Annotated in this window: 7 protein-coding genes; 2 read left to right on the forward strand and 5 right to left on the reverse strand. The window is 72.0% G+C overall.

Going from position 1 to position 7216, the window contains the following annotated elements:
* Window positions 1–1352: serine hydrolase domain-containing protein (locus KME77_RS10290; RefSeq protein ID WP_372451164.1), on the forward strand; the 1352-nt coding region annotated here is incomplete at its 5' end.
* 84 nt (window positions 1353–1436) lie between these two features.
* Here the strand turns inward: KME77_RS10290 and KME77_RS10295 are convergent.
* Entirely contained in the window at window positions 1437–2489 is a 1053-nt protein-coding gene (locus KME77_RS10295) for an aldo/keto reductase (RefSeq protein WP_219464806.1), read from the reverse strand.
* 108 nt (window positions 2490–2597) lie between these two features.
* Here KME77_RS10295 and KME77_RS10300 point away from each other — a divergent pair, with 108 nt between their 5' ends.
* Window positions 2598–3134, forward strand: a complete 537-nt coding sequence (locus tag KME77_RS10300; protein ID WP_219464808.1) for a TetR/AcrR family transcriptional regulator — start codon at window positions 2598–2600, stop codon at window positions 3132–3134.
* Window positions 3135–3262: 128 nt separating this feature from the next.
* Here the strand turns inward: KME77_RS10300 and KME77_RS10305 are convergent, their stop codons facing one another.
* The 4 genes from KME77_RS10305 to KME77_RS10315 are packed head-to-tail and all read right to left on the reverse strand — an operon-like array spanning window position 3263 to window position 6856.
* The gene (locus tag KME77_RS10305; protein ID WP_219464810.1) at window positions 3263–4009 is read right to left on the reverse strand and encodes an SIR2 family NAD-dependent protein deacylase; all 747 of its coding nucleotides are present in this window, start codon (window positions 4007–4009) and stop codon (window positions 3263–3265) included.
* Window positions 4010–4058: 49 nt separating this feature from the next.
* A complete protein-coding gene (locus tag KME77_RS29185; RefSeq protein ID WP_308250647.1) occupies window positions 4059–5243 on the reverse strand; it encodes a methyltransferase domain-containing protein in 1185 nt (394 codons plus the stop codon).
* The gene (locus KME77_RS29190; protein ID WP_308250648.1) at window positions 5240–5818 is read right to left on the reverse strand and encodes a GNAT family N-acetyltransferase; all 579 of its coding nucleotides are present in this window, start codon (window positions 5816–5818) and stop codon (window positions 5240–5242) included. Before KME77_RS29190 ends, KME77_RS29185 begins: the two co-directional genes overlap by 4 nt.
* Window positions 5819–5821: 3 nt before the next feature.
* Window positions 5822–6856: a hypothetical protein gene (locus KME77_RS10315; RefSeq protein ID WP_219464814.1), complete on the reverse strand. Its 1035-nt coding sequence runs from the start codon at window positions 6854–6856 to the stop codon at window positions 5822–5824.
* Window positions 6857–7216 lie beyond the last annotated feature (360 nt).

Below are 7216 nucleotides of genomic sequence, written 5' to 3' on the forward strand. Positions count from 1 at the left end.
CGGGCATGAACCTGAAGGGCAGGTCCGTGGCCGCCATCGCCGACAACGTGCTGCCGGCCCTGACGGCGGCCATGAGCCTGCTCAAGGCTCAGGCTCCGGCCGAGGCCGACAACTTCCGCAGAACCGTCGTCGTCGCCGTCGAGGCGGCCGCCCGCACCCACCAGGGCGAGCCCAGCCCCACGCTGGCCGACATGATCAGCAAGATCACCGGAGCCCTCGACGCCGCTTCGGGCCCGCCCCAGACGGCCGGTGCGGCCGGGCAGGATCGCCCGGAGCTGCAGCAGGTCATCGAGGAGATCGTCAAGACCGGTATCGTCGGGCTGACGTTGCACGTGCACGACGCGCGGGGCGATTGGACCGGCAGCGCCGGGGCGGCCGAGCTGGGCGGGACCGCCAAGCCGCCGGTCAACGGACACGTACGGATCGGCAGCGTCACCAAGACCTTCACCGCGACCCTGGTGCTGCAACTGGTGGCCGAGGGCAAGGTCGAGCTGGACACCCCGGCGGCGCGCTACCTGCCCGGGCTCGGGCTGGACGAGCGGATCACCGTACGGATGCTGCTGCAGCACACCAGCGGGGTGTTCAACTTCACCGGCGAGTTCTACGAGGACGGGACGTTCGCGCCGGGGATCGCCTGGTCGGGCAAGGAGTGGGTGGACAACCGGTTCAAGGCCTACCCGACGCGGGAGCTGGTGGAGCTGGCGCTGTCCAAGCCCGCACGGTTCGAGCCGGGCACCGACTGGAGCTACTCCAACACCAACTACGCGCTGGCCAGGCTGCTGATCGAGAACGTCACCGGCCACTCACTGGCCGAGGAGATGCGGCAGCGGATCGTGGAGCCGCTCGGGCTGACCGGCACCATGGCGCCGACCACCGAGACGGATCTGCCGGAGCCGCACGCCCACGCCTACTACCGCTACGAGGAGGCCGGGCAGGAGAGGACGGTGGACGTCACCCGGCAGAACCCGTCCTGGATCTCCAGCGGCGGCGACATGATCTCGACCCCTCAGGACCTGCGGACGTTCATCTCCGCGCTGGTGGGCGGCAGGCTCCTGCCGGCCGAGCTGCTGGCCGAGATGTGCACGCCGGAGTCCAAGGTCGGCTACGGCCTGGGGGTGTTCGTGCAGAAGACCGACGGCGGCGCCACCCTCATCACCCACAACGGCGGTCACGGGGGCAACGCGGCGCTGATGTACAGCACACCTGACGGCGGCACGATCCTGACCGGCGCGCTGAACTATGTGGACGACGCCGACCTGTCGCTGAGTGAGGCGTTTCAGAAGGCGACGCAGCGGCTCGTCGAGGAGGTCTTCGGGGGCGAGCGGGCCGGGGCGGCCCAGGAGAGCAGCTGATCGCCGGCGTCCCGCACGCCTTGAGAACCTGGGCCAGGCCGAGCTCACCGGGCTCGGCCTGGCCTGTCTCCTGGGGTTCAGTGTTCAGCGGGAGGTGAGGTGGAAGAAGGAGCCGTCCATCGACCCCGCCTCCACCCGGGAGATCTCGTCCAGCCGCCGTGCCGCCTCCTCCGGCAGGCTCAGCTCGAACGCCGCCAGGTTCCCCCGCAGCTGCTCCACCGACCGCGGCCCGATCACCACCGACGTCACCCCGGGCCGCCCCGCCACCCAGGCCAGCGCCACCTCGGCCGGCGCGGCGCCGAGTCCGGCCGCGACCTTGACCACCTCGTCGGCGATGTCCAGGTGACGCTCGCTGAGCAGCACCTCGGCCAGCCGGTTCGCGGCCGGGATGCCGGGGGCGAGCAGCCTGCCCATACGGCTGTCGGGGTCGGGGGCGGGGCCCGGGCGTGAGCCGGAGCCAGTGGCGGCGGCCTCGCCACGCCGGTAACGACCGGCCAGCACCCCGCCCGCGAGCGTCCCGTACACGACCGTCCCGATCCCGTGCCGCTCGCACACCGGCAGGATCTCCGCCTCGATCACCCGCTGGACCAGCGAGTACTGCGGTTGCAGGCTCACGAACGCCGTGCCGCCCACCCGCTCCGCCGCCCACTGCGACTCCACGATCTGCGTGGCGCTGAAGTTCGAGCAACCGAGATAGCGCACCTTGCCCGCCTTCACGAACCCGTCGAGCGTCGCCATCGTCTCCTCGATCGGCGTCACCGGGTCCCACAGATGGCACTGGTACAGATCCACGTAGTCCGTCCCGAGCCGCCGCAGGCTGGCCTCCAGCGCGCGCGTCAGGTGCCGGCGTGACAGCCCGCGCCCCTCGTACGCCACCGGCATGGCTCCCTTGGTCGCCAGGACGACCGCCTCCCGCCTACCGCGCAGCGCCCGGCCGACGATCTCCTCGGTCTCACCCCGGTGGTAGAGGTCAGCCGTGTCGATGAAGGTGCCGCCCGCGTCGAGGAACGCGTCGATCACCCGTACGGCCTCGCCCTCGTCGCCGGCGGCCAGCCCGTTGGCGGTGCCGAAGTTCATCGTGCCGAGGCAGGCCCGCGACACGAGCAGCCCGGAACGCCCCATGGTCAGATGCTCCACCACGACCCCCTAGAATGCGGAATGCATGTTCCGCTTGAACGATACGGAACATCTGTTCCGCTTGTCAACGGGCCGTTCATCGGCTCATCGACGAAAAGGAGTGCGGCCATGCGCGCCGACGCCCAGCGCAACCGAGCCCGCGTCCTGGAGGCCGCCGAGGTCGTCCTGGCCCGCGACGGCCTGTCCGCGTCGATGCGCGCCATCGCCGACCTGGCCGGCGTCGGGGTGGGCACGATCTACCGCCAGTTCCCCACCAAGGAGGCCCTCTACCAGGCGATCGTCCTGGACCGCGTGCACCGCCTGATCGCCCGCGCCGAAGCCCTGGCCACCGCCGGCGACGCCGGGGCGGCGTTCTTCGAGTACTTCGAGACGATCGTCGTGGACGCGACCACCAGGAAGGTCTTCGTCGACGCCCTGACCAGCGCCGGCATCAACGCCAAGGCCGGCATGCCCGACATGAGGGCGTCCATCGAACGCCTCCTGGTCCGCGCCCAGCAGGCCGGCGCCGTACGCGCCGACATCGGCATGCCCGAACTCCTGGCCCTGCTCTCCGCCACCTGCCTCGCCGCCCAGCACCACCACTGGGACAACGCCCTGCGCACCCGCACCCTCGCGGTCGTCTTCGACGGCCTGAAACACGCCTGAGGCACGCCTGGATCACACGGGGACGCCCGAGCGGGAACCACCAGCCCAAGCGGGAACCACCAGCCCAAGCCGGAATCACCGGCCCGAGTCGAAATCACCGGCCCGAGCAGGAATCACTCAGGCGCCGATCACCGGAGGACCGCGCCACGCAACTCGCCGAGCACGTCCCCGAGAACGGCGGCGGCGTCCCCGAGCACCTCCCGATCGAACGCCGCAGCGCCGCCGCTCCACGGCTGGGCGTTGACGAGCACCCGGACCGCGCCGCGATGGCAGAAGCCGACGAGCCCGGCGGCGGGGAACACCGTCCCGGACGTACCGACGGCCATCCACACGTCGGCGTGGCGGGCGGCGTGGATCGAGGCCCGCATCTTCCGGCCGGAGAGCTGCTCCCCGAACAGGGCGACGTCGAGGCGGGCGACGCGTCCGCAGCGCGGGCAGGCGGGCACGGTCTCGTGCACGTCGTCGTCGCGCCAGGCGCCGTGCCGGGCGTGACACGCCCTCCCCGAGCAGCGGGTGGAGAACACGTCGCCGTGAAGCTGGGTGACGTTCGCCGACCCCGCCCGGGTGTGGAGCCCGTCGATGTTCTGGGTGGCGATGTGCACGTCGAAGTGGGCCTCGGCGGCGACCAGCGCCTCGTGCGCCGGGTTGGGCCGGGCGCCGGCCGCGGCGCGGCGCAACTCGTTCCAGTGCTCCCACGCCTGCCGGGCCCTGCCGTGCCAGCGGGAGGCGCTGGTGAGCTGCGCGAGGCCGGGGTCGCGATCCCACATGCCGTCGCCACCCCGGTAGACGGGCAGCCCTGACGGCGCGGAGATGCCGGCCCCGGTCAGGACCGCGAGCCGGGGTCTGCGCCCAGCGGGGGCGGCGGCATCAGGCATGTGATCATTGTCGGCCCCGGCGAACCGCCCACACCACCGCATTTCCACCTCACGTGCCCTGCCCGCCGATGGTCGCCGTCCAGGCTCCGCGAGTGAGTGTGATCACCCCGTCGGGGCTGACGGCCGCCCGCGCGCCATGGAACGGCAGCTCACCGTCACGAATCCAGCGATCACGTACCGCGTCCAGGTAGGACCACAGCCTCCGGGGGCCGGACTGATGCACCGACACCGCGCCGTCGCGCTCCTCCGCGCGGGCCCACGACCCGTCGTCGTGGACCATCAGCGCGACCCGCGCCCCGTCCGCCTCCTGGTAGTGGTGCCGGATGCCCGGCGCGAGAAGCTCCAGCATCGTCCGCACGTCCCACGCCTCCATGACGTCCGGCACCATCGGATAGCCGCCGGGCCCGACATGCTCACCTTCGTCGGCACAGGCGCGCTCGAACAACGCCGGATCACAGGGCGGGTAGTCGGCGCCCGACCGTGTACGCATGAACATCGCCCGGTCGCGCTCGATCCGGCCGGCGGCGCTCCCGTCCGCCAGCTTCTCGGCGGTGAGGATGACGGCCATGCCGGCAAGCGTGGTGGCCAGCCGCCCGCCCGGCCTCAGCGCCCGCAGCCAGGAGGCGGGAACGGTCTCGACGGCCACCGTCGCGACGATCCGGTCCCACTCGCCGTCCAAGGGGCCCGTGGCGTCGCCGGTGATGACCCGCGGCCGGAACCCGGCCTCGTCCAGCCGTTGCCTGGCGCGTTCGTTGAGGTAGGGGTCCACGTCGATGGCGGTCACCCGCTCCTGGCCGAGCCGCGCGCACAGCACCGCCGTGCCGTACCCGGTGCCCGTGCCCACGTCCAGCACGGTGCAGCCGTCCCCGATCGAGGCGTGGCGGTACATCTGCACGAGCAGCCCCGGCAGGGTGGCCGACGACGTCGCCGGACCCTGCGTACGGGCGCCGGGCTCGGCGTGGTCGGCGTGCGCGGCGCCGACCCTCGTCACCAGCGTCCAGTCCCGGTACGCGGCGGCCAGCAGGCGAGCGGGGTCACCGTCGCCGTCCCGCAGCTCCCACGCGCCGTCCTTCCGCGCCCACCACCGGGGCACGAACAGGTGGCGCGGCGTCGCACCCACCGGAGCCCGCCACCGCGACCCGGGCGGGGTGGCGGCGACCGCGAGCCTGTGCGCGTGCCCCTTCCAGTCCCCGAGGAGGTGTCCTCCGGCCGCGCACTCGGCCGGACCTGTCACGAAGCCTCCTCCTGCGTGAACGGCCCGGGCGACGTCCGCGTTCGCCGGTCGGGGTAGGTCACCATCGCATCGGCCACCACCGCGTCCGGGGCCGGTCGCACCGTTCCGGCGATCTTCCATCCCCACCGCAGGTACATCGCGTGTGCCGCCGTGTCCGGCCGGGACAGCAGCGTCGCGGCCGGCTCGTGACAGCCGTCGAGAAGCTGGGCCAGGAGTTGCCTGCCGATGCCGTGCCCCCGGTGCTCCGGCAGGAGGTCCAGCTCGACGACGGCGAGTTTCGGCGCGTCCAGCGCTTCCTGGGGAGGAGGGGTGGTCTCGCCGCCCCACCAGCGGCCCGCGGCCATGGTGAACCCGAACGCGAACCCGACCGGCACTCCGTCAAGGTCGGCGGAGACCAGCTCGAAGCCGGGCAGCACGACCTGCCTGCCCGTACGCTCCCGGAAGCGCTCGGGCGAGTAGTTCGGTCCCGAGTCGTACGGCGGCTCCGCCCGGATCGCCAGGTAGATGCTCACGTACGGCTCGTCCAGGACGGCCTCGGCCTTCTTTCCGGTCAGGTGCCGGAACGCGAACCCCACCACTCACACCCTCTCCCCCGGCGGCAACCGCAGATAGGCGCGGTACTCCGCCACCGGTGACCTGCTCCGCTCCGCGGCGGGCACCGCCTCCAGAACCGTCCCGGCCAGGTGCCGCAGGTAGCGCGTACGGCCGGGAGGCAGCGCGGTGAGAGCCTTCTGCGCGTGCTCGATGCCGTCCGAGACGGCGCCGCCGCGGCGAAGCACCGTGATCGCCTGGTGCAGTCGCACCTGCGCCACCTGCCGGGCCTGGGCGACTGACATCCCGGACGCGCCCGGATACGCCGCCAGGGCCTCCTCCTGCGCCGCGGGGGCGACCTTGTGGTCGATCAGCGTGTACACCAGGGACCGGGTGTGCAGCAGTCGTTCCACCGGCCAGCCGTACACCGAGGTCCGGTCCTGCGCCACGTCGGCGGGCAGCCGTTCGAAGACGTGCGCCTGCGCCGCGAGCGCCTTCTCCGCGCCGGCGAGGTCGCCGCGCATCGCGAGCACATGGGCGCGGGCGCCGTACGCGCTGGCCGCGGCCCGGCATGGACGGCCCCGCACCGCGTCCAGGGCGGCCTCGACCCTGGCGAGCACCAACGGCAGGGGGCGTTGCTCGTACAGCGCCTGCACCGCCTCGATCGCGTTGACCGTGCCCAGCAACTCGGGCTCACCCACGCGGGCCGCCGCGCGGCGGGCGCTCGCCCACCACTGGCGCGACTCCCGCTCGTTGCCGGCGTTGCCGAGCGCGTACGCCAGGAGCATGGTCATCCGGGCGTTGACGAGCTCCCAGGCCCGGGCCTCGTGCGCGGGTGCGGCGAGAGTCAGGCGTTGCAGGGCGAGAAGGTCCTGGGACAGGTCAGTGGCGATGTCGACGCGTTCACGCACGACGAGGGAGTACTCCCAGGCGCGTTCCTCCCACTCGCTGAGCTGCGAGGAGCCGAGACGGTCGTTGACAAAGGCGCGGAGGTTCTCGAGGGCTCCGAGGAAGTCGGCCGCGGGGGCGGCGGCGCTGAGGGTCACGAACCCACCGAGGAGCTGCCTGCGTATTTCGTCCATTTTCCCGTCACCGATCGAAGGATTGGGTTTGACGTTATATGCCCGCAAGTCAGCCAATTCCGACACTGCATCATAAAGATTGGTCAGCCGTCCATTCGCCTTGAGCGTTATGTCGATCTTCTTGATGGCGTCGGCGGGAGGCCGATGCACGCCGCGCTCCCACTTTCCCACCTGGGAGTAGTCCGCCGGGATGGCCGCCGCGACGGCGCGCAGCCCCATGCCGGAACGATCGCGCTCCAGGCGCATGATTGCCCCGAAAAGGACCCAGACGGAGATGCCGTCCGGCCGCACTGAAACGCTCAATATGTCCTCGGATTCCGTGGCGCCCGTGGCGCGTTCGCCCGCGCCACGCCGACACTC

The sequence above is a fragment of the Nonomuraea rhizosphaerae genome (assembly GCF_019396405.1).
Classification (GTDB): Bacteria; Actinomycetota; Actinomycetes; order Streptosporangiales; family Streptosporangiaceae; genus Nonomuraea; species Nonomuraea rhizosphaerae.